Origin of the sequence: Shewanella sp. ULN5, from assembly GCF_030731885.1 — a bacterium.
Taxonomy (GTDB): Bacteria; Pseudomonadota; Gammaproteobacteria; order Enterobacterales; family Shewanellaceae; genus Shewanella; species Shewanella holmiensis.
In genome coordinates this window covers 325,868-349,070 of record NZ_JAPJEE010000001.1, presented here as the reverse complement: position 1 = coordinate 349,070, position 23,203 = coordinate 325,868, and the positions used below count along the sequence as shown (strand labels likewise).

Sequence of the window (23,203 nt, the reverse complement as noted above, 5' to 3'; positions counted from 1 at the left end):
CACACATAACGTTTGCCAAGCGCCGTTATTACAGTGTTCACATTGAATGAGAAGCGCCTCAAGGAGCCAAGATGTCTAACCCAATTACTCTACTAGAACAAGCAAAGCATGGTGAACTTAAAATCACTGCAAGTGATTTTAACCATGTTGCAGAACAGCACATTGTGCCTGTAACTCTGCATGAAATTGCTCGTGCTGCGACTGAATACCCAATTGTATTCGTAAAAAACAGTGAGACTGGTGAGTTTCAATCAGTGGCTATGTTAGGTTTAAAGCCTGGACAAAATTTAAGTGTTAAAGATGGTAAGTGGTTAGGTTTATACATCCCAGCCGTGATCCGAGATTACCCATTAGGATTAGTGTTAAATCCTGAAGTAAAAGATAAAGTGTGGATTGGGATACGTGAAGAGGCTAAAGAAGTCAGTAAGACTGAAGGCCAAGCGTTATTTAATGGCGAGCAAGAAACCCCCTTTTTAGAAGCTCGTAAAAAAGCCCTGATCGCTCATTTCGAACAAGATCAAGCAACTCGCGGTATTCTTGGATTTTTAGCTGAAAAAGAGTTATTGATTAGTCAAACATTAACCGTTGATGTTGCTGGTGAGAAGCGCAATATCAATGGTCTATACCTAATTGATGAGCAAAAGTTGAATTCATTGTCTGATGAGGACTTCTTAGAGTTGAAAAAGCGTGGTTTACTTGGTCCTATATATGGTCACTTAAGCTCAATCAACCAAGTTAATCGTTTAGCACGTATGGAAGTATTAGGACGTTAATCGTTTTATACCCAAGTGATAAAAATGGCGCGATTAATGCGCCATTTTTATGCCTGTATATTTTGTTCTCATTGATAACGACAGTGCTAAGCCACCGCTATCATGACTAGGCCTGTAAGCATAATCCAAAGTGCAAAAAATATTTTTAGCTTGATCACCGAAAAAAATAATGCAATCCGTTTGGCAATTAATCCGCCTAATAATGCTCCAGGGCCCGCAAAAAGTAATACTTCAAAGTTAGCAACAGAATCAGCACTTAGCGTAATCGGTGTCGCAGACCACACAGTCATTGCGCTAACGACCACGCCTGTAGCAATGGCCAGTTTGGTGCAATATCCTCTTAGCATAAGATAGATAACGATTATCTCGCCAACGCCTACCGACAACCAGGCTGTAATTATTCCGCCCAAAAAACTGAGCCCACTAAGCATAATACAATCATTTACAGGTGAAGTTTTAAATGTGGTCAAAGAATGCGAACTGATGTTTTTAAGGCTATTTACAATAATAATTGCGCCTAGGGCGATAGAAAATACACTAAAACTGACATGTAAAGACACTGGCGCGCTAAGTGCTGCGTATTGGCTTATCCATAGGCCTGAAATAGAGAAAAGGGCGCAGCAGGCCACCAAAAGAGGAAAGCCTTGCCATGAATCATCTTGATGATGTTGTTTAAGGTAATAATGGCACCAAGTCATGGCCCCTGCCGTCATACCAAAGCATTGGATTAGAAATGAGGTGGTGATCGCTTCTGCAGGACTAAAACCTAAAGCAGAAAACGCCGGGATAAAAATAACGCCGCCACCAGCGCCTGTCGCGTTAGCAAATATGGCTCCGCAGACACCTAAAAACAAAAAGCCGCTATGACTTAAAAACAGTTGATCTATATTTGGGGTCGTCACTGCCCACTGCAGCCATAAACCAATCAAGCTTATTGCGGTGATAAAAATAATGGGATGTATTTTAGGTAAACGACGTTTTAGCTGCATATAACCTGAAAAAGCCAGAAGGTGAAGTTGAATTTATCCTATCAGTGCATTCACCACTTGTCATTGACGATGTTAATTCACTGTGACTTTTTATTGGGTGTTGATAATACTTGTAAGGTAATGATATTTAATAACTTTGTTTAAAATTAAGCTTGCGTTAATAAAATTATGTCAAAAAGATGTAGATCTCATTAAATAAATTAGGTAACTTAATAAATGACAGCGTTGTCATTGCTTGTGGGTAACGCTGTTATTTAAGGTCAACATGAAGAGGAAGAGGTCTCTGATTCATGCTTGATAGTGTTAGCTCGGTCGGGCGAGCGACATTATCTTTTTAATATACTTTTAGTCTCTCCCCAGAAACGAGTATAGGCTGGGTACATGTCTTAACAGATTTATGTCCCAGCTTTTTTTTTCCTTAAATTTAAAATTGAACATTTATCGAGCACTCATTTTATAAAGTGGCGTAATGAATAAACCAACAATGTAAAATTCTAAGGGTTGGACTCTAGATGAAGTATTAATTGGTTATCATATCAACAGACCACACTCAATAAGCCCTAATAAAAACAAGATATATAACGAGGACGCTATGAAAACGACTTGGGCGCTCAGTGCCATAATGATGTCATTAAGTTTGACAGCTTGCTCTCCATCACAATCTACAGTCTCAACTACCACTTCAGCCACAGCCAGCTGGCAGCAGAGTCATCTCGCCGAATTTGCAGATCAACTTATCGTTAAATATCGCTTAGTTTCAAATTTACCTGAAGAAGCATGTCCAGCTGATGCTAAAGCGGATGAGCGTTGCTTTATTGCTGAGATTGATTTCACGAGCCCAAAAGATATGTTGCATGGTGATTGGGAAATCTATTTTAGCCAGATGCGCCCAATTCAAACGGTACTGAATGACGAGTTTGTTATTGAGCGTGTTAAAGGCGATCTTCACCGTTTAACGCCAACGGATAAATTTAGTGGTTTTAAAGCGGGGCAGGTAAAAACAGTGCGTTTTCGTGGCGAATTATGGCAATTGTCTGAAACCGACTTTATGCCTAATTACTATATCGTTGCTAAAGATGCTAATGGAATTGAATTAGCACCACAGATCATCAGTAGCACGCGCGTTGAAATTGATGCTGACACGGGCATGGAAGTAAGGCCATATGTCGAAGCATTTGTTGATGCTAAAAGGCAGTATCAGCGCACTGATAAAGATAAATTAGTCTGGGCAAAATCGGGTGTTTTATTTGAACAAAATAAAGCTGTATCAGTTGCACCCGCATTAATCGAAAATTCTTTATTACCGACACCTCAAACTCAAGTTTTGTTAGAGAACGTCAAAGCGGTTTCTTTATCACAAGGCATCACCTTAGACACTCAAAGCTTTACTGATGCAAAGTTAAATGCTGATGACATTCAAGCGGCTTTAGCCCGTCTTGAACGCATCGGTGTGCCACAATCCGAAAATGGTGTGAAAGTCTCATTTGCAGCGTTATCGCCAGTTGATAACCTAAAAGCGGGATCATATCAGTTAACTGTTGCTGATTCGGGCATTGTGATAAAGGCAAGTGAACCCAGTGGTTTTAGCTACGCAATTGCCTCTATTACTTCGCTAGTTGATGTCAACGATTTAACCATTAATGCCATGAAAATTGATGACAGCCCACGTTATCAATACCGTGGTATGCATGTCGATGTGTCACGTAATTTCCATAGTAAACAGTTTTTGTTAGATCTGCTTGATCAAATGGCAGCCTACAAACTTAACAAATTACATTTACATATGGGTGATGACGAAGGCTGGCGTTTAGAGATAAATGGCTTACCTGAGTTGACCGATATTGGCAGCAAACGATGCCATGATATAACCGAATCAAGCTGTATTTTACCCCAGCTAGGCAGTGGCCCTTTTGTTGATACTAAAGTGAATGGTTACTATACCAAAGCTGATTATATTGACATTATTCAGTATGCGGATGCGCGCCAAATTCAGGTGATTCCGTCAATGGATATGCCTGGTCATTCACGTGCTGCAATCAAATCAATGGATGCACGTTACCGCAATCTTATGGCCAAGGGCGATGAGCAAGCAGCAAAAGAGTTCCTACTTACTGACCCTAATGATACTACCCAATATTCATCGGTTCAGTATTATGACGACAACACGCTTAACGTGTGTATGGAATCGACTTATCATTTTGTCGATAAAGTCATTACTGAAATTGCAGCCCTGCACACTCAAGCCGGACAGCCTTTAACGACTTACCATATTGGCGCTGACGAAACAGCGGGGGCATGGTTAGAGTCGCCTATTTGTCATGACTTTATTGCTAATAACCAATACGGCGTAACAGATATCAAGCTAGTTGGTCCTTACTTTATTGAACGCGTAGCTAATATGTTAGCTGAAAAAGGCATTCAACCGGCAGGTTGGAGCGACGGTATGAGCCATACTAATCCAGACAATATGCCGTCAAACTCGCAAAGTAATGTGTGGGATGTGGTGTCGCATAAAGGCTATCAACGTGCCCATCAGCAAGTTAACAATGGCTGGACAACGATTCTGTCAAATCCAGAAGTGCTTTATTTTGATTTCCCATATGAAGCCGATCCTAAAGAACACGGTTATTATTGGGCATCAAGGGGGTTAAATAGCAAACACATATTCAGCTTTATGCCAGGTAATTTACCAGCCAATGCTGAACAATGGCTAGATATTGAAGGCAATCCATTTGAAGCTGATGATCGTCCTCAAGTTGATGAAAATGGTAAACAAACCAGTGGGCCAATCGTTGCGGGTAAAACCTTTGATGGCATTCAGGGACAGCTGTGGAGCGAAACATTACGCAGCGATCAAACAGTTGAATACATGATTTATCCAAGGTTATTAATGCTAGCAGAAAGAGCATGGAACAAACCTGAATGGGAAGTTCCGTATCAATATGATGGCGCGGTATATAACCAATCAACTCAACACTTTAGTGTTCAAATGAGACAGCAGCAGGCTACTGATTGGCAAAAAATGGCTAACCATTTAGGCCATAAAGAGTTAGCTAAACTTGATAAAGCAGGTATTGAATATCGAGTGCCGACAGTGGGGGCCATTATTGATGATAAAGGCGTGTTAACCGCAAATATTGCTTTCCCTGGACTGCAAATTGAATACAAAGAGCAAGGTAAAGCGTGGCAGACTTACCTTAACCCTGTTGCAGTTGAAGGTCAGGTTGAAGTCCGTGCGATTACACCTGATGGTAAGCGAAAAGGGCGCACACTAGTTGTAAACTAGTTGTTGCCTTGAACACCTTAAAAGCCGTCAATAACTTAGTTATTGACGGCTTTTTTGTTTTACTGAGACAAGTTTTTAGAACGTAAATATGCCTCTAGGATGTTGTTTTTCAATGGTTAAGTTTTCATTTTAATTTTATGCGTTATTTTTGGATAAAAAATAAATGACAACGCTGTCATTTTGGGTGTAACATAGCCTTAACTTATTCATAGGCGCAAATACAATCAAAAAAATAGCGACCTTAAACTGAATACCGAGAGGAAAGTCATGGGTGAGAATCAGCTTAGCAATTCGCAGCTTTACATTGGCATCGATGGCGGTGGCAGTAAATGCCGTGCAACCATTTATACTCAAGACCATAAGCAAATAGGCACAGGTGTTTCAGGCCGAGCAAATCCATTACATGGTTTAGAACAAACTTTTCAATCAATTACTGAATCCACTCAGCTTGCTTTAGCCGACGCGGGTCTACCTGCTGAAGCATGTAGCCAACTTGTCGCCGGTTTGGGTCTTGCTGGTGTCAATGTTGGTCATTTTTACGATCAAATTTCAAATTGGCAGCACCCTTTCAAATCGATGTATTTAACAACCGATCTGCATACGGCTTGTATTGGGGCGCATAATGGTGCAGATGGTGCCGTCATTATTACGGGAACTGGTTCATGTGGATATGCACATGTTGGCCATCAAAGCATTAGTCTAGGTGGTCATGGTTTTGCATTAGGGGATAAAGGCAGTGGCGCATGGTTAGGGCTTAAAGCCGCTGAACATGCGTTGTTAGCACTTGACGGTTTCGCCTGTGAAACCGCATTAACCGATAAATTGCTTGCCTACTTTGAAGTTGATGATGCAATTGGTATCGTCGAAAACCTTGCAGGTAAATCATCGAGTGTTTATGCAAAACTTGCTCGCATTGTGTTAGCTACTGCGCACGAAGGCGATGAAGTAGCCATTGCTATCGTCAAAGAAGGTGCTGCTTATATCAGTGAGCTGGCAAGAAGATTATTTACCATTAACCCTAGTCGTTTTTCTATGATTGGTGGTCTAGCTGAGCCATTATTAACTTGGTTAGATGATGACGTTGCTATAAAAGTTTCCCCTTCACTATCGCCACCAGAGTTTGGTGCATGTTTGTTTGCTCAGCAGCAATATTCAGCAGAGTCAGTCGCCTAATTACATTAATGGTAAGTTTTCTAACTTACCATTTTTCGATTAACTTATTAGGCACTGCATACTTATAGTGTAGTAAGGGTGACAATGACAATGAAGACCATCATGGAATAAGCAGCTCACATTGCAGCAGATGAAATTGCTCTGCTGTTAAATACTTGTGTTAGCTGAAGTAATTGGAGCTCTTCCACAAGTATTGTGCCAAGCAGTCAAGCTTTTATATCAATGTAGCAGCAGTCGCTATCGCCCTAGGCATAAACCCTGACCCGCCAACAGGCTTGAAAAAATTGACTCAAACACTGTAACGTCAAAGAAATATTAAGAATTAAAACGAGAGTATTATGAAACAAATCCTGATTGTTGAGCGACTATTTGATGGTGAAGCATTTCATCAAAACATGGCAGTAACCATTGAAGCTGGCAAGATTACAGCGGTTACCGCAGCTGCAAACGTAGTTGATACCGACCCTAACATTGTTAATCATCTTGCTGGAACACTTGTGCCAGGATTTGTCGATGTGCAAGTTAATGGCGGTGGTGGCGCATTGTTTAACGACCTACCTAGCGTTGAATGTATTGAAACCATTGGTCGCGCCCACGCCCGCTTTGGAACAACGGGTTTTTTACCTACGTTAATTACCGACGATGTTTCAGTAATGGCTAAGGCTGCAGACGCTGTAGCTGAAGCGATTAAACATAATAAAGCCGGGGTATTAGGTGTACATTTTGAAGGCCCGCATTTAAGCGTTCCTAAAAAAGGTGTTCATCCACAGCAGTTTATTCGCAAAATCAGTGATGAAGAATTAGCTATCTTCAGTCGTCAAGATTTGGGGATTAAAGTGGTCACTTTAGCGCCAGAAAATGTCTCTACTCAGGTGATTAAGTCATTAGTAAAAGCTGGTGTGCGTGTATGCCTTGGCCATTCTAATGCCGACTATGACACTGTGGTAGCCGCATTAGATGCTGGCGCTAGCGGGTTTACTCATTTATTCAACGCTATGTCACCTCTAGGCTCTCGTGAGCCGGGTATGGTCGGCGCGGCACTTGAACATCAGGATTCATGGTGTGGTTTGATTGTTGATGGACACCATGTTCACAGCGCAGCCGCAAAAGTGGCAATTAATGCTAAACCGCGCGGGAAAATGATGTTAGTGACCGATGCCATGCCTCCCGTTGGTATGAGTGAAGACGCAAGTTTTGAATTATTTGGCATTAAAGTTGTGCGTCAGGGGGATCGTCTTAATGCCTCTACGGGTGAGTTAGCGGGTTGTGTGCTTGATATGGTTGGCGCGGTAAATAATAGCGTTACAATGTTAGGACTATCCCATGATGAAGCGCTGCGTATGGCATCAATGTATCCGGCGCAATTCCTTGGTTTAGAAAAATCCTTAGGGGTAGTGAAACCAGGATTTAAAGCTGATTTGGTACTGTTAAATAGCGCAAATCAAGTTAGCAGAACCTACATAGGTGGCAAAATAGTATTTGCAAAATAGGCTGCCAATTTAAGCCAGCAAATGTTCCAAAATATAATAACAATAGGGGCCGTAATGTCTGCCGAAGCCGCTGCAAACATAGAGTTAAAGCAAGATAAACCCAGTAAGCCAAGATTAATGTCACTCGATGCTTTACGTGGCTTTGACATGTTTTGGATTATTGGTGGGGAAGGGTTGTTTGCAGCTATGTTTGCTTTGACGGGGTGGGCTGGTTGGCAAATAGCCGCCGGACAAATGCTTCATAGTCAGTGGCATGGGTTCACATTGTATGATCTTATTTTTCCACTATTTATATTTCTTTCTGGTGTCGCATTAGGTTTATCTCCTAAACGATTAGATAAACTGCCGTTGCAACAGCGAATGCCTTTGTATCGTCATGCGTTTAAGCGTTTAGCATTATTGATTGGCTTGGGTGTGCTTTATAACCATGGTTGGGGGACGGGCGTTCCTGTTGATCCTGAACAAGTACGTTTTTCGAGTGTATTAGCGCGCATTGGATTTGCATGGTTCTTTGCAGCATTTTTGGTATGGCACACTTCATTACGCACTCAGATAATAACAACCATCGGCTTGTTAGTCGGTTATTCGTTGTTACTGTGCTTTATGCCGTTTCCTGGCGGTCAAGCAGGAATATTTACCATGGATGGCAGTATTAATGCTTACATTGATGGATTATTACGTCCAGGCATAGCCTATCAAAACAGACCATTAGATCCTGAAGGTGTGCTCTCAACTATTCCTGCAGTGGTCAATGCATTAATTGGTGTGTTTGTCGGTCAGTTTATTGTTAAACAACACCCCAAAGGGGATTGGGCAAAAGTATTGATTATGACGCTGAGTGGCCTTGTGTTATTGGCACTTGGCTGGTTATTAAATCCTATTATCCCTGTTAATAAAGACCTTTGGAGCAGTAGCTTTGTGTTGGTCACGTCTGGGTGGAGTTTACTCTTTTTAGCCTTATTTTATGCAGTGATTGATGTGCTTAAATGGCAAAAATGGGCTTTTGTATTCGTTGTCATTGGCACAAACGCCATCATCGTTTACTTAGGTTCGAGTTTAATCGACTGGCATTATATTACTCGCAGTATGTTTGGCGGCGTAATCCAAGCTTTTCCTGATTCAGCTCAACAACTTGTTAGTGTGATAGGTTTTATCACAGTGCAATGGCTAATATTATTATGGATGTATCGCCGTAAAATATTTATTCGAATTTAAATTAAAGACAGAGTTTTTTATGCTTTAGTTGTAAATGACAGCGTTGTCTTAGTGGTTGAATTGTTCTACTATCGAATAAGTTGGTCAATGTGACTCAATTCACATCATGGCCAAACAAACCGCAAAGACCCTATAAATAAAATAATGAGCAGGTTTATGGAAATGACAGCAACGAAAGAACAATCTAAAAGTAGCTTAGTACCGATGGCAATTGTCGCGGTTCTGTTTTTTATTCTCGGCTTTGCAACATGGCTGAATGGCTCTTTGATGCCATATCTTAAACAAATTCTTCAACTTACTCCTTTCCAAGCTTCACTCATCCTGTTTTCATTTTACATTGCAGTAACCTTTACCGCGTTACCATCCGCTTGGGTTATCCGCAAAGTTGGCTATAAAAATGGTATGGCGCTAGGCATGGGTATCATGATGATCGCAGGCCTGCTATTTATACCTGCTGCGCAAACCCAAATCTTTGTGTTGTTTTTATTGGCACAGCTAGTTATGGGTACAGGGCAAACGCTACTGCAAACCGCAGTAAATCCATATGTGGTTCGCTTAGGGCCTGAAGAGTCTGCCGCAGCCCGTGTTAGCGTGATGGGAATTTTGAATAAAGGTGCAGGTGTTATCGCGCCAATGGTGTTTACGGCATTGATTCTTGATAGCTTCAAAGACCGCGTAGGTACCGAGCTAACTCAAATTCAAATTGATGAAATGGCCAATAGCCTTATTTATCCATATCTTGGTATGGCTATCTTTATCGGTATCTTAGCTTTTGCAGTTAAAAAGTCTCCGTTACCAGAATTAGAAAAAGAGCAAGAAGAGCAGGGTTCTGAAAAGGGTCAAATTAAACAAGCTTTATCGCATCCTAATCTTGCACTAGGCGTAGTGGCGTTATTTGTATACGTTGCAGTTGAAGTGATTGCCGGTGACACCATTGGTACTTTTGCACTGACCTTAGGCGTTGAAAACTATGGTGTGATGACATCATACACCATGCTTTGTATGGTGCTTGGTTATACTCTCGGCATTATCTGCATTCCTCGCTTTATCTCACAACCAAATGCATTAATGGTGAGTGCGGTTTTAGGCTTATTATTAACTGCAGGTATTGTGTTTGGTGATAGCCAATCATACGTCATCGCTGACTTATTATTAGTTCCATTTGGTGGCGCACAGTTACCTGATACGCTATTGATGATTGCTTTCTTGGGTTTAGCGAATGCTATCGTATGGCCTGCTGTATGGCCTCTAGCCTTGTCTGGTATGGGCAAGTTAACCAGTACAGGCTCAGCGTTATTGATTATGGGCATTGCTGGCGGGGCGTTTGGCCCACTATTTTGGGGCTTAACCAGTTCAGCCACCTCGCTTGGTATGCAAGGCGGCTATATGGTGATGTTCCCATGTTATCTGTTTATATTATTTTATGCCGTAAAAGGGCATAAAATGAAAAGTTGGAAGTAAGCAATAAATTGAGCCTTAGTGCTTTAGCTTAACCAGCATCAATTACTTTATGAAAGCCGCTCACTGATTGTGAGCGGCTTTTTTGTTCTGAACGGCGTAATGTCAAGGAGGATAGGGATTATCGTGTTAAGCGCTCCTCATAGGTGTTTATTTGTAGGTGTTAATTTGGCTGTGAATGGTGGTAGCCATTACCTCAACGTCGGTGTGGGATATTAAATACATATCAACCTGTTTCTTGCGCCACTAACCGTGTTGAATTTACTTGCAATAGTTAAGACCTTGATGAGGTAATTCTGCTCGTTATCAGTACACCACTCATGTTTTGCTTTAAAAGATTGAATATCAATAAAATACTGTTTGCTTATCCCTAAGCCTAAGCCTAAGCCTGAGTCTAAGCCTGAATCGAGGCTAACTTCATTACCACTGAAATTATTGAGTATCCTCAAACTTGTGCATGATTTATTGTTGTTGGTGCTGATAGTGATCTTTTAATCGTAAGGGTGAGTTAACCCATTCGAGCAGTTTATTAACGGTTAAAACTGAGCTGTTTAATGTGGGGAATATTAGAAATATAGACAAATTGCAGATACAAAAAAGCCACTCATTGAGTGGCTTTTTTGTTTTTTATGGTGCCGGCACCAAGAGTCGAACTCGGGACCTACTGATTACAAGTCAGTTGCTCTACCAACTGAGCTATGCCGGCTAAATTGTGGTGCCCGAACCCGGAATCGAACCAGGGACACGAGGATTTTCAATCCTCTGCTCTACCGACTGAGCTATTCGGGCAACTAAACTAAGTGTTAGTTATCTACTTCAGATTCAATTGGCTTACTGTGTAATGCCTGTCTCGTCTGGAGTGCGCACATAATATAGGGATGGTTTTTATCGTGCAAGTAGTTTTTAAAAACTTTTTACTCGTTCGCTCACATTCTAGCCACGATGACGTTTTTTTAGCTGAGTCGATGGTTTTTAGAACAATAAAGTGTATTTTTTAAACCAAAGGAGTCTTTAAAGTCCCGTATGAAGCTGTAGTAAGAGTATAAATACTCAATACTTCTATTTTTTAGAAAGATATTGGCTATTTTTACGGATTTATCTTTACTAAATAGTAAGTAAACTGTTTCACATGGTGTTAATGCATCAAAAGTCAAATTAAAGGGGTAGTCATGTTTAACAATAGTCCTGCTGGATATGGGTTAATCACCATTTTCATTCATTGGATATCAGCAGTAACCGTTATAGGTTTGTTTGCGCTTGGTTTTTGGATGGTTGATTTAACCTATTACAGCAGCTGGTATAAAACAGCACCCGATATTCATAAAAGTGTCGGGATCCTATTGTTGCTTATAACCATACTCAGAGTGTTATGGCGGTTTATTGCAATAAAGCCGGCAGCCGTTGCAACGCACAAGCAGTGGGAGCAACAAAGTGCTCATTGGGCTCATCGCATTATTTATCTTTTGATGCTGTCCATTATGGTTTCTGGCATTTTAATTTCTACTGCAGATGGTCGAGCAATTTGGGTATTTAATTGGTTTCAATTTCCTGCAGTGGGTGAATTGTTTGATGATCAAGCCGACCTTGCGGGTTTATTTCATCAATATGCAGCATATAGTTTGATAGGTTTGGTGATCATCCATGCCGCAGGTGCGTTAAAGCATCATTTTATAGACAAAGATTCAACCTTAATCCGTATGTTACGTATTAAGCGTTAATTGGCAGAGACGTTTAATCTGTTAACAAGCAAATATTAATCTGCTTGATTATATCGGTTACGCTCAGTCACACATAAACAGTTATCTCAATACATAAAGTCATTAACCTATAGGAAGGATTAACAATGAAAAAACACTTAATAGCAGCCGTAATGAGCTCTGCCATGTTAGCGCCAATGTTTGTTGCCAATACCGTAAACGCAGCAGACTATGTTATCGACACCCAAGGTGCTCATGCGTTTATCCAATTTAAAGTAAGCCATTTAGGCTATAGCTTTGTTATGGGACGCTTTAATGACTTTAGCGGTGACTTTAGCTTTGATGCCAGCAAAGTTGAACAGGCGAGTATAAATGTTGATATCAACACCGACAGCGTTGATTCTAACCATGCTGAACGTGACAAGCATTTACGTAGCCCTGATTTTTTAAATACGGCAAAATTTCCAAAAGCGAGCTTTAAATCAACTTCGGTACAAGATAAAGGTGATGGTAAGTTTGTTGTTAATGGCGATTTTACTTTTAACGGAGTCACTAAACCGTTGGCGATTGATGCTGTAATGATAGGTGAAGGCGATGATCCTTGGGGCGGATACCGCGCAGGCTTTACCGGTACAACCACTTTTAAAATGAAAGACTACGGGATGAAAATGGATTTAGGCCCTGCTTCAGCGAATGTTGAGCTTGAGTTGGTTGTTGAAGGGATTAAAAAATAGCTCGCGATTGATTTAACTCGGGAATAAGTCATTTGCATTATTTAACCTGAACTCTGGATAAGAGATTAGCTAAATGTATGAAATTAAATAACATATATCTAACCCATGTATTTTAGAGAGATATTTTTTCTTAGAACAAGGCAAATTTGTGCGTCAATAGCTGGCCTATTGCAAACAAAGTTAACACAGTTTTCAGTAAAAAATAGCCTCTAGAAAGCAAGTTGTTATCCAGAGTTCAGGTTATTTAGCTTATTAACCGATGATATTAACAAAAAACCGCCATTATCATTAATGGCGGTTTTTGTTATGGGTATTTTGAGTGGATAAGGCCATAAACTTTCGTGTTAACTCAACATCGTTTGAGCTCAATCTAAGTCTGCCTTATCATCCCAAGCTGAGGTTATTTAATCAGTTGAATTTTACCGAAAACATCAGCTGTTTTATAACCTAAATTTTTGTCACCATTGATTGGGATTATGCTATGCGAACCGACAAAACTTTCACGTTCGGCTGAACCATCGTTATCACAATAGGCCAGCATAAATCCGATAATATCACCAAGCTGCAAGGTGACGGCTAATGCCTGTAACTTATCATCTGCCGCGAGTTTGTCATTGTAAGAGTCAGGAAAAACATTAATGGCAAGCTCCCAATAGATAACCTCAGGATGGTCCGTATCTCGCTGCCAGCGGCTATAAACGTGTTGGTTAAAGGTTTGCGCCTGTTGAGATGAATTGAAGTCGGCAACTTGATTGTCTAGTGCAACATGATAAGCAAATGCATTGTGATTAAATTGATGCTCGCCGCCAGACGCATCCTGGTCAATAAATAACTCAAGACAATCATCATCCCAATATAACTTGGTCGGATCGGCAGTTTTATCGAACAAAACATTGTCAACAATTTCAGCCAGTAGATACAGTTTATCTTCACGCCACAATAATTTATAACGTCCACTAAAGTCACCCAATACTGGTTTTACACCAAGAATAAGCTGATCGATTGCTAACCAAGGGGCGTTGTCCCACAAACTCTCTGGTTTGCCATCGATATTAACTGGTGTATCAGCATATTTTACTTCGATAGGATGATTTTTTGTGGCAGAGGGCGTTTCGGCAAATGTCTGAAAACTGCATAAGGTCATTGTTAAATAACCCAGCTTGAATAGAGTCTTATTTAAATTAGGTAGGCTAAACATGCGGTTCCTTATACTAGTGAGTTACTTAAGGCGGGTGCAAGTCTAAGCGACTAAAATTGAATGATCTTAACCCGAGTTTTTAAGCTTGCCTTGTCTATCACCACTATGAAGGATAAAAAAGGATAAGCGAAACACTTATCCTTTAATTGTCACTTAGGCTTTTATGCTAAATGAGATGATTAATCTTCTGAAGGAGGAACATAGCCTTCAATTTCTACATCTTTGCCTTCAAATAAAAAGTTAGTCATTTGTTCTTCAAGAAATTGACGATCTTCAACATTCATCATGTTAAGTTTTTTCTCGTTGATAAGCATGGTTTGCTTTTTTTGCCACAACCCCCATGCTTCTTTGCTGATATTGTCAAAAATACGTTTACCTAAGGCACCTGGGTAAAGTTGGAAGTCTAAGCCGTCAGCTGATTTATTTAAATGAACGCATTCTACAGTGCGAGACATGTTTACTCCTTAACGTGTATTGGGGCAGCGACATTATCGGGGTGTTTAGCTAATTCAGCAGCAAGATTGGCTAAAATCTTTTCAGTTGCTGCGGCTAAACCGACTTTGGCTGGATGGATGATGTTATACCAGAGTGGTGGCGTTTGTTCCATCACCCCATTAATATCCGCTGTTGAAAAGCATAATTCTTGATGTTCGACGACGACTAAAATAGGGGTAATATCTAAGTGAAAATGACTAAAAGTATGCCTAAATCCGACTAAGTCGATAGCAGATTTAATTAACTGGTGCTTTTGGGCATAGTGTTCAATAGATGCTTGATCATCAAATTGTGGGAAACACCATAATCCCCCCCATATTCCTGCGGGTGGACGTTGAATTAATTGCACTTGTCCTTGATGCAGCATCACAAGCATCCAGGCTTGCTTTGTTGGGATGGTTTTTTTCGGCTTTTTACCTGGATACAGATGTTGGTTACCGCTTAGCTGGGCTTGGCAATCAATTGCCACAGGACAGTTTGAACATTGTGGTTTACTACGACTGCAAATACTGGCACCTAAATCCATCATGGCTTGATTGTATTTTTGTACCTCTTTTATAGGGGTTAACTTATCGGTTAAATCCCATAAAGTTTGCTCAACGTTTTTTTGTCCTGGCCAGCCATCAATGGCACCATGGCGGGCAAGCACTCGCTTTACGTTACCATCTAAAATTGGGTGGTGTTGCCCAAGAGATAAAGATAACACCGCACCAGCCGTTGATCGCCCAATGCCTGATAAGGCTAATACCTGTTCAAACTCGGTTGGGAAAACACCGGCAAATTCATCTCGGATATGAATTGCTGCTTTATGAAGGTTACGTGCTCTGGCGTAATAACCTAGCCCAGTCCAAAGATGCAGTACTTCATCTTGGTCAGCATTAGCCAAATCAACAACCGTTGGAAACCGTGCCATAAATTTTTGGTAATAAGGGATAACAGTTGCAACTTGGGTTTGTTGCAACATGATCTCAGAAACCCATACGCTATATGGGGTTTTATCTATTTGCCACGGCAGCTTTTTACGCCCGTGAATGTCATACCAAGCGATGATTCGCTCAGCGAAAGAGGATACTTTTTTCATCGTCGCAGTGTAGCGATAGGCAATTAATCAAACAAGGTTTATATAAACAATTGTTAGCAGATTAGGTATACTACGGGGCTGAAATAAAATTTTAAGATTAACTATTACAAATAGAGTCGTTTTTTAAACGCATAATTGTAATAAAGAGGCGAAAATGAGCGACGTTACCACAGCTGAATTTAATGAAGAAGGTAAGTACCTTCGTAAAATCAGAAGCTTTGTATTACGTGAAGGCCGTTTAACGAAAGGGCAATCACAAGCTATTGAATCACACTGGCCAACAATGGGACTTGATTATAGTCCTGAAGCTTTGGATTTAACTCAGGTATTTGGCCGCGAAGCCGACACGGTTTTAGAGATCGGTTTCGGTATGGGCGCATCTTTAGTGCAAATGGCGAAAGCGGCTCCTGAGCTAAACTACATTGGCATTGAAGTGCATAAGCCTGGAGTAGGAGCGTGTTTGGCTGATGCTGGTGAAGCCCAAGTCACTAACTTGCGTGTTTATCATCATGATGCAATGGAAGTGTTAGAGCACAGTATTGCCGACGGCTCTTTGGCTCGTGTGCAGTTGTTTTTCCCCGATCCTTGGCATAAAAAACGTCACCACAAGCGTCGTATTGTTCAGCCAGAATTTGTCCAGCTTATTCGCCGTAAACTGAAAGTAGGTGGCGTATTCCATATGGCGACAGACTGGGAAAATTACAGCGAACATATGCTAGAAGTGATGCAAGCTGCCCCTGGTTATAAAAACCAATCAGCAACAGGCACAGTGGTAGAAAGACCCGATCACCGTCCTTTGACAAAATTTGAAGCCCGTGGCCATCGCTTAGGCCATGGTGTTTGGGATATAATGTTCGAACGTATTGATTAATAACGTCTATTAGGAGAAAAATCATGGCAAAGAATCGTAGCCGTCGTTTACGTAAAAAGTTACGTGTTGATGAGTTCCAAGAGTTCGGTTTTGACATCCAGTGGACGTTTGAAGAGTCTGTGTCAGAACAGGATATTGATAGTTTAGTTGATCAGTTTATCGATGAAGTGATTGAACCTCGTCAATTAGGTTTTCATGGCGGTGGTCATAAAGAATGGCAAGGTATTATCGCCACACAGCACATTGGTAAATGTACCGATGAAGATATCGCAGCAGTTACCGGTTTTTGGCAAGGCAAACCAGTTAAAGAAGTGGAAGCGTCTACTTTATATGATATCTGGTGGGGCTAATTGCTAAACCAAGCGTTACTACAACAAGCGGTCGACAGTGTCAGGCCGCTTTTAGGTAAAGGTAAAGTTGCCGACTACATCCCAGCTTTAGCGAATGTTGATAACACTAAGCTTGCCATTGCTGTTACAACCGTTGACGGGCAAACAATCGGTGCTGGTGATTATCTTGAGCCTTTCTCTATTCAATCTATTTCTAAAGTCTTTAGCCTTACACTGGCACTGAATCTTTATCGTGAAGATGAAATTTGGAGTCGCGTAGGTAAAGAACCTTCAGGTCATTCATTTAACTCTCTGGTACAAGTTGAGTTAGAACGCGGTAAGCCTAGAAACCCTTTTATAAATGCAGGTGCCTTGGTGATCGCTGATTTATTGCAGGCCCGAAGCGGTGCGCCAAAACAGCGCATGTTAGAGGTAGTGCGTAAACTCAGTATGAACCCGACGATTGCATACGACAAAGTGGTTGCTGATTCTGAGTTTGCTTTTAGTGCGCGTAATGCTGCAATCGCCTATTTAATGAAGTCATTTGGCAATTTTGATGGCGTCGTTGAAACGGTACTGAAAAATTATTTTCATTATTGCGCCTTACGAATGAACTGTGCTGATTTATCTAAGTCGATGCTGTATCTGGCAAACCGTGGTAAAACCTTAACCGGCGAGCAACTAGTCACTCCTGTCCAAACTCGTCAGTTAAACGCGTTATTGGCAACATCAGGTTTGTATGATGGTGCGGGTGAATTTGCTTATCGAGTGGGTATGCCGGGCAAAAGTGGTGTTGGCGGCGGTATTATTGCGGTGATCCCTGGCGATATGTCAGTGTGTGTCTGGTCGCCAGAATTAGATACTAATGGGAATTCATTGGCAGGCACCGCTATGTTAGAGCATCTTTGCCAGCAATTAGGACGTTCAATTTTCTAACGTTTTTATCCAGATAATCCTCTTACGTCGTTAACTTAATTAACCATTGATTAAAATGCCTAATAAGTAGCTTATTTGGCGATTTCAGCGTGGGAGTTTTTTGGTTTTAATATATCGCTTTATTGTTAAGTTAATGAATTTTAGTTTATTTTTGTTTTTGGCATGTTTGGTGCATTGTTTAATGCAGAGTTTAGTGCAAATAGTATATTTAATATTAACGCTCTGTGTTCAAAATGACAAAACCAGGGTTTAAGTTACAGAGTAAATAGTTGGCTTGTTTTTTTTAAACCACTATTTTGCGGTTATCAGTTAAACGTGATTATCATTTTAAAAAGGATTTACCTAATGGCTAACAACAATAAAGCAACCACATCACATTCAACCAGCACAATTCAATCACCTTTACTCGGGCAAAAGTTACTTACGGGGATAGCCTTATCAGGTTTGATTTTTACAGCCAGTGCATTTACTCCGGCCATGGCAAAAATGTCTTTGAATGATCAAAACTGCAATGTCACCTTAAACTACGATGTTACTGTCGAGCCAAAATCTTTAAAGGTAAGTGAAAAGGGCGCTGAAAAATACCGTGTTGAAGTGGGGCAGCTATTCGTTGAGGGTAAAGCCGTTAATTTAAACGCTAAACAGCAAAAACTACTGACTCAATATTCTGATGAAGTTTCTCGCCAAGTGCCTGAGGTTATAGATTTAGTCGGTGAGGTTGTCAACGTGGCAACACAAGCCGTCAGTATGGCGCTTACGCCGTTGTTAGGTGACGCAGCAGGTAGCCAAATTGATAAGTTAATGGCAGGCATTGAAAAGCGTGTAGACACCATGGCATATCAACATGGCGATAAATTTTTTATTGGTTCAACCGATGCTTCATTAGAAGAAACCTTTAATGATGAGTTTGAACAGGAAATGGAAAATATTATTTCAAATTCAATTGGCAGCTTGATGATGAGCATGGGTAGTCAGATTATGTCTGCGGAAGGCGGGTCATTTGAAGAAAAAATGAATACATTTGCCACTAAAATGGAGAATGTAGGTAAAGACATTGAAACCCAGATGGAATCACAATCTCAGGCGCTAGAAGCGAGAGCGAATAAAGTGTGTGGTGATTTTGAACAGTTAATGGTGTTAGAAAACCAGCTTAGAAAAGAAATCCCTCAATTAGCGCCATATCCGCTTGCTGTTATGCAAGATCAACCTTTGGCTGAATAAGTTAACCATATGCTTAGTTAACCATAGGCTTATTTAACCATAGGCTTATATTGTTAACAGCGGTTTAGCGGCACATTTTTATCCTAGTATTGTTCGTTTTATGCTTGTCACCTGACCTTCCCCTGCATGTTTAATCGTGCAGGGGCTTTTTGTTTTTAACATCCCCAGCTGTTCACCTCGCGTTGTTTAATGCCAAGTTTGTTCTGATAAAAAAATTGACAATTATAATTATAGAGCAATAGGATAGTTTTTTGTTATACTCATAAAAATTATAAGAAAAATGCACGTTATCTCAAATTTTGTTAGTTTTTCGGATAATTGGCGTAACTTTACCGCTCAACCTAGCTGTTTTTTAGTAAAAATAAAGAACTAGCCAGTTGATTACCCTGTGATATGACATTCACAGGCAATATGGTCAGTAAAGAAATTGCCGAAAATCGTTTTCAATGTCGTAAACAGCTTAAGGCGACTTTCATGTTAGAACTTTTAGAACCTATTGCAATTTTTACCCATGTCGCACGCGCAGGAAGTTTCAGTGCCGCGGCTAGACGTCTTGGTATTTCCAAGTCGAAAGTGAGTACTCAGGTTGCTGATTTAGAGCATAAACTGGGTGTTCAACTTATTCAGCGAACGACACGTAGCTTAAGTTTGACTGAAGCAGGAAACTTACTTTATTTGCAGGGTGAGGAGTTACTGCGTGATGCTGAACAAGCCGTAGCCAGTGTACATAATTTAAATGATGCCACCCGTGGAGTATTGAAGGTTGGTATTTCACAATCGTTTGGTACCATGCATATCATTCCTGCTCTACCTGAGTTTATGGCAAAACATCCAGAGCTAGAGTTACAGGTTAGTTTACTTGATCACAAAGTCGATGTTGTCAGTGAAGGGTTAGACCTTCTGTTAACCATGTCAGAGCAACTGCCATTAGGGATGGTTGCTCGTCCGCTGATGAAGTGTCAGTTCTTGCTAGCGGCATCGCCGAAATACATTGCCAAGCATGGCAATATTTCACGCCCAGAACAACTTGTTGATCACAACTGTTTGGTCTATCAGGGTGAATGGCATGAACACAGCATGTGGCAGTTCAAAAAAGGCGAAGATTACTGTGAGATTGGTGTATCAGGTAATTTCCGTGTAGATAATGCGCCAGCGTTAAAGTCTGCAGCAGTAAGTGGTCTAGGTATTGCTTATCTTGCCAGCTACTTGATGGAAGATGAAATTGAAAATGGCACATTAGTACCATTGTTACCCGATTGGCAGTTAACCAATAACTTGCCATTACAGGCTGTTTACCCTCGTCGTAAACATCTTGCTCCCAAGGTAAGTGCCTTTATTGACTTCATTAAAGGTCACATTGGTACATCGCCATACTGGGATACAAAATTCGAACACTTGTATAAATTGCGTAAGTAATTTTAAAAACATTGTTTTACAAATAAAACAAAACCGCAACCTAGTGTGCGGTTTTTTGTTTTTCATTTTGAATCAATTGCTTACCCTTGTTGTTTAGTAGGTTTCTCTAAAGTAGTTATCAATGACTTAGGCTAGCTTGAAATTACATGTGTTGCAGTTCGTTCTTATTTGAATACAATAGGTATCAGTTGATTCGAGATGATTTGACCAAAGCATGTTACTGAGAAATGACCCCTTTTCAATAATGTGTACAAATCCGCTAACAAGCAAATTTTGAGTCACGGCTGGTATTGAATTGCAAACTAAAACAATGTCAGCTTTGAAACCATCATCCTAGTTTAATTGGTTTACCCCGGACTTTGTCTGGGGTTATTTTTTTCTACCGACTCCCGACTACCGACTACCGACTACCGACTACCGACTACCGACTCCCGACTACCGACTACCGACTACCGACTACCGACTACCGACTACCGACTCCCGACTCCCGACTACCGACTATCGACTCCCGACTATCGACTACCGACTATCGACTATCGACTATCGACTACCGACTACTGACTCCCGACTCCCGACTATCGACTACACCAGCTAACAACGACCGTCTATGATTTACTCTCAACGACTGTAATTCTTTTGACTTAGTGCTTGAGCAGCATCAACCAATAAATACCTTTAAGATTTTGTGATGTTTTCCTTTATTGAGGCGATAACATAAAGGCATATTTAAAATCTAATGGGCTGATTTTATTAGGCTGTATACACAAAAGGTGGCGCTGTAACTTTGTGCTATCAATCATTTCGTATTTTATATTGACTGATTTTTACTTTAGCCAATCAAAAACAGAAACCCGAAGGTTTCTGTTTTTAATGTGCAATCAGATCCGTTTATTTAACCGATTTAACCCATTGGTTAACTTTGGTTTCTAAAACGTCTAGCGGCAATGGGCCATTTTTTAATATCAGCGTATGGAAATCGCGAATATCAAATTTATCACCTAGTTGTTTTTTAGCATGTTCACGTAACTCAAGAATTTTAATCATACCAATTTTATAAGCGGTTGCTTGTGATGGCATAACGATATGACGTTCTACCATTTTGATTGCATCAGACTCAGCGTTAGGGGTATTTTCTACGTAGTAGGCGATACCCTGTTCTCGGGTCCACTTTTTAGTGTGGATCCCTGTGTCGACCACTAAACGGCAAGCACGCCATAACTCCATAGCAAGACGGCCAAAATCTGAGTAAGGGTCTGCATATAAGCCCATTTCCTTAGGGAAGTATTCGGTATATAACCCCCAGCCTTCTACATAGGCCGTGTAACCACCAAACTTACGGAACTGAGGAAGCCCCTCTAATTCCTGTGCGATAGCAATTTGCATATGGTGACCAGGAATGCCTTCATGGTAAGCCAGTGCTTCCATTTGATATTTTGGCATCGCATTCATTTCATACAGGTTTGCATAGTAAGTGCCTGGGCGTGAACCATCTGGCGCAGGTTGATCATAAAATGCTTTTCCTGCAGATTGTTCACGGAATGCTTCAACCGGACGGACCACAAGTTTCGCCTTAGGTTTAATTTTAAAGACTTCGTCTAAACGCGATTCCATATTATCAATTAACGCTTTTGCTTCGGTAATATATGCATCACGGCCAGCTTGGGTATCAGGATAGTAGAATTGTTTGTCATCACGCATGAATGCGAAAAAGGCTTGTAAATCACCTTTAAAGCCGACTTTTTTCATAATGTCGCGCATTTCGTCATGAATACGAGCGACTTCTGATAAACCTAAATCATGAATTTGATCTGAGGTCATATTAGTCGTAGTTGTGCGAGCTAAGGCATTGTTGAAGTAAGCTTCACCGTCAGGAAACTTCCAAGCTCCATCACGGGTATCAGCTTTAGTTTCTAACTCAGTAACGTAGCTAATTAGGCTTTGATAACCTGGTTCAACATGTTTGATTAATGCTGATTTTGCATCGGCTAATAAGATGTTTTTCTCATCGTCAGTTATCGATAATTTAGCCACTTTACGCTTAAAGTCAGCCCATAAAGCGCTGTCTTTGTCGCTGTTATCAAATGGGGCGCCAGTGATGATATTTTTACTGTCTGAAATAACGTATGGAAATACAAATTTGGGGGCAATAATGTTTTTATTGGCGCGAACAGTTAATTCAACTTCAAGCTGTTTAAGCAAAGGTTGAATGCCAGCTAAGCGGCTAATGTAAGCTTTAGCATCACTTAAGTCGGTAATCTGATGTTGGTTAATTAAAAATGATGGCACCATTGAATGCAGACCATACATTTGGTTAATGGGGTAAGTATGATAACGCCATTTATCATCGGCAATGCGCTGCTCAAAACTGGCTTTTAACAGTTCATAACTGAGGGTGGTTTGCTCATCAAGTTGACTGACATCTATGGTCAATAACTTGGCCAACTGGGTTTTAGTTAACGCTAAATCAGCATCTAAACCGGCATCTGAAATGTCATTCCACTTGTCATAGTCTTGTTTTATGCCTAAGTATGTTTGGTTAATAGGATTAGCCATAACGCTTTGCATAAAAAATTCGTCAAATAACACATTGGCTTTTTGTGAGGCTGTTTGGGGGGCGCTAACCGTTTTAACGCTTTCTTGAGCACTAGAAACCTGATTAGAATGAGCGTAAACCGCACCGCTTAATAAGCTAGAAAGGGTTAACGCAATTATGGTTGTTTTTGTTTTTATCAGCATCACACGCATCCAATAGTATTTTTAAAGCCGCTATCCTAATAAAGCTTGGGGCAAAAGTATAAAAGGAAGTGTTAGTAAGTGTTTCGGTGTTGTAATAAAAATGAG

18 protein-coding genes and 2 tRNA genes are annotated in these 23,203 nt (G+C 40.7%); 13 read left to right on the top strand and 7 right to left on the bottom strand.

Annotation, left to right across the window (positions count from 1 at the left end; translation table 11 throughout):
* Positions 1 to 71 precede the first annotated feature (71 nt).
* Complete coding sequence (locus ORI98_RS01535) at positions 72 to 773, top strand: SapC family protein (protein ID WP_306133986.1); 702 nt, start codon at positions 72 to 74, stop codon at positions 771 to 773.
* A gap of 86 nt (positions 774 to 859) precedes the next feature.
* On the opposite strand, the gene ORI98_RS01530 is transcribed toward ORI98_RS01535, so the two are convergent.
* Complete coding sequence (locus tag ORI98_RS01530; protein WP_306133985.1) at positions 860 to 1,762, bottom strand: sulfite exporter TauE/SafE family protein; 903 nt, start codon at positions 1,760 to 1,762, stop codon at positions 860 to 862.
* Positions 1,763 to 2,354: 592 nt separating this feature from the next.
* Here ORI98_RS01530 and ORI98_RS01525 point away from each other — a divergent pair.
* The 5 genes from ORI98_RS01525 to nagP all read left to right on the top strand — a co-directional run bounded on the left by ORI98_RS01525 (position 2,355) and on the right by nagP (position 10,387).
* A complete protein-coding gene (locus tag ORI98_RS01525) occupies positions 2,355 to 5,048 on the top strand; it encodes a family 20 glycosylhydrolase (RefSeq protein WP_306133984.1) in 2,694 nt (897 codons plus the stop codon).
* 267 nt (positions 5,049 to 5,315) lie between these two features.
* Entirely contained in the window at positions 5,316 to 6,221 is a 906-nt protein-coding gene (nagK, locus tag ORI98_RS01520; RefSeq protein WP_306133983.1) for an N-acetylglucosamine kinase, read from the top strand.
* Between the two features lie 338 nt (positions 6,222 to 6,559).
* Positions 6,560 to 7,711 carry an N-acetylglucosamine-6-phosphate deacetylase gene (gene nagA / locus ORI98_RS01515; RefSeq protein ID WP_306133982.1) on the top strand — a complete coding sequence of 384 codons (1,152 nt, stop codon included), beginning with the start codon at positions 6,560 to 6,562 and terminating at the stop codon, positions 7,709 to 7,711.
* 54 nt (positions 7,712 to 7,765) lie between these two features.
* Positions 7,766 to 8,926 (top strand): transmembrane glucosamine N-acetyltransferase NagX, encoded by a 1,161-nt coding sequence (nagX, locus tag ORI98_RS01510; protein WP_306133981.1) that lies wholly within the window; start codon positions 7,766 to 7,768, stop codon positions 8,924 to 8,926.
* Positions 8,927 to 9,088: 162 nt separating this feature from the next.
* Complete coding sequence (gene nagP, locus ORI98_RS01505; RefSeq protein ID WP_261297604.1) at positions 9,089 to 10,387, top strand: N-acetylglucosamine MFS transporter NagP; 1,299 nt, start codon at positions 9,089 to 9,091, stop codon at positions 10,385 to 10,387.
* Between the two features lie 627 nt (positions 10,388 to 11,014).
* Here nagP and ORI98_RS01500 read toward each other — a convergent pair.
* Positions 11,015 to 11,090 (bottom strand) — tRNA-Thr (locus ORI98_RS01500).
* 7 nt (positions 11,091 to 11,097) lie between these two features.
* Positions 11,098 to 11,173, bottom strand: a tRNA-Phe gene (locus ORI98_RS01495).
* A gap of 380 nt (positions 11,174 to 11,553) precedes the next feature.
* On the opposite strand from ORI98_RS01495, the gene ORI98_RS01490 reads away from it, so the two are divergent.
* Positions 11,554 to 12,102: a cytochrome b gene (locus ORI98_RS01490; RefSeq protein ID WP_261297605.1), complete on the top strand. Its 549-nt coding sequence runs from the start codon at positions 11,554 to 11,556 to the stop codon at positions 12,100 to 12,102.
* A gap of 125 nt (positions 12,103 to 12,227) precedes the next feature.
* Positions 12,228 to 12,815 (top strand): YceI family protein, encoded by a 588-nt coding sequence (locus ORI98_RS01485; protein WP_261297606.1) that lies wholly within the window; start codon positions 12,228 to 12,230, stop codon positions 12,813 to 12,815.
* Between the two features lie 400 nt (positions 12,816 to 13,215).
* Here the strand turns inward: ORI98_RS01485 and ORI98_RS01480 are convergent, their stop codons facing one another.
* The 3 genes from ORI98_RS01480 to mutY form a co-directional block, all read right to left on the bottom strand.
* Positions 13,216 to 14,013 carry a sugar-binding protein gene (locus tag ORI98_RS01480; protein WP_306133980.1) on the bottom strand — a complete coding sequence of 266 codons (798 nt, stop codon included), beginning with the start codon at positions 14,011 to 14,013 and terminating at the stop codon, positions 13,216 to 13,218.
* Positions 14,014 to 14,192: 179 nt separating this feature from the next.
* Entirely contained in the window at positions 14,193 to 14,468 is a 276-nt protein-coding gene (locus tag ORI98_RS01475; RefSeq protein ID WP_261297608.1) for an oxidative damage protection protein, read from the bottom strand.
* Between the two features lie 2 nt (positions 14,469 to 14,470).
* A complete protein-coding gene (gene mutY / locus ORI98_RS01470; RefSeq protein WP_306133979.1) occupies positions 14,471 to 15,589 on the bottom strand; it encodes an A/G-specific adenine glycosylase in 1,119 nt (372 codons plus the stop codon).
* 154 nt (positions 15,590 to 15,743) lie between these two features.
* Here mutY and trmB point away from each other — a divergent pair, with 154 nt between their 5' ends.
* The 5 genes from trmB (at position 15,744) to ORI98_RS01445 (ending at position 20,362) form a co-directional block, all read left to right on the top strand.
* On the top strand, positions 15,744 to 16,460 hold the full coding sequence (gene trmB / locus ORI98_RS01465) for a tRNA (guanosine(46)-N7)-methyltransferase TrmB (protein WP_261297610.1): 717 nt from the start codon (positions 15,744 to 15,746) through the stop codon (positions 16,458 to 16,460).
* Between the two features lie 23 nt (positions 16,461 to 16,483).
* Positions 16,484 to 16,810: a 50S ribosome-binding protein YggL gene (locus ORI98_RS01460; RefSeq protein ID WP_261297611.1), complete on the top strand. Its 327-nt coding sequence runs from the start codon at positions 16,484 to 16,486 to the stop codon at positions 16,808 to 16,810.
* Positions 16,811 to 17,725: a glutaminase B gene (gene glsB / locus ORI98_RS01455; protein WP_261297612.1), complete on the top strand. Its 915-nt coding sequence runs from the start codon at positions 16,811 to 16,813 to the stop codon at positions 17,723 to 17,725.
* A 345-nt stretch (positions 17,726 to 18,070) separates the two neighbouring features.
* Entirely contained in the window at positions 18,071 to 18,946 is an 876-nt protein-coding gene (locus tag ORI98_RS01450) for a YggN family protein (protein WP_261297613.1), read from the top strand.
* 474 nt (positions 18,947 to 19,420) lie between these two features.
* The gene (locus ORI98_RS01445; protein WP_188841233.1) at positions 19,421 to 20,362 is read left to right on the top strand and encodes a LysR family transcriptional regulator; all 942 of its coding nucleotides are present in this window, start codon (positions 19,421 to 19,423) and stop codon (positions 20,360 to 20,362) included.
* 888 nt (positions 20,363 to 21,250) lie between these two features.
* Here the strand turns inward: ORI98_RS01445 and ORI98_RS01440 are convergent.
* A complete protein-coding gene (locus ORI98_RS01440; protein ID WP_306133977.1) occupies positions 21,251 to 23,098 on the bottom strand; it encodes a DUF885 family protein in 1,848 nt (615 codons plus the stop codon).
* Between the last annotated feature and the right edge of the window lie 105 nt (positions 23,099 to 23,203).